Annotated in this window: 1 protein-coding gene; it reads right to left on the bottom strand. The window is 58.0% G+C overall.

What is annotated here, in order from left to right; genetic code table 11:
• Window positions 1-362 (bottom strand): EF-Tu/IF-2/RF-3 family GTPase (locus V6943_RS20270; protein ID WP_340555147.1); only part of this gene is annotated, 362 nt, incomplete at both ends.

Raw genomic sequence — 362 nt, 5'->3', positions numbered from 1 at the left:
AGCAGCTTGCGGAACATTTCAACGCCGGTGCAGGTAGTCTTGGTCGTGGCACGGATACCAACGATCTCGATTTCTTCCTGGACCTTGACGATGCCACGCTCGACACGACCAGTAACAACGGTACCGCGGCCAGAGATCGAGAACACGTCTTCGATCGGCATCAGGAACGGCTTGTCGATGGCACGCTCAGGCTCGGGGATGTAGGCATCCAGAGTTTCGACCAGCTTGCGCACGGCCGACACACCCATTTCGTTGTCATCCTGACCGTTCAGCGCCATGAGCGCGGAGCCGATGATGATCGGAGTGTCATCGCCCGGGAAGTCATAGGTCGACAGCAGGTCGCGAACTTCCATCTCGACCAA

Source organism: Pseudomonas sp. CBC3 (genome assembly GCF_037967085.1).
Lineage (GTDB): Bacteria > Pseudomonadota > Gammaproteobacteria > Pseudomonadales > Pseudomonadaceae > Stutzerimonas.
This window is presented reverse-complemented; position numbering and strand designations above follow the sequence as displayed.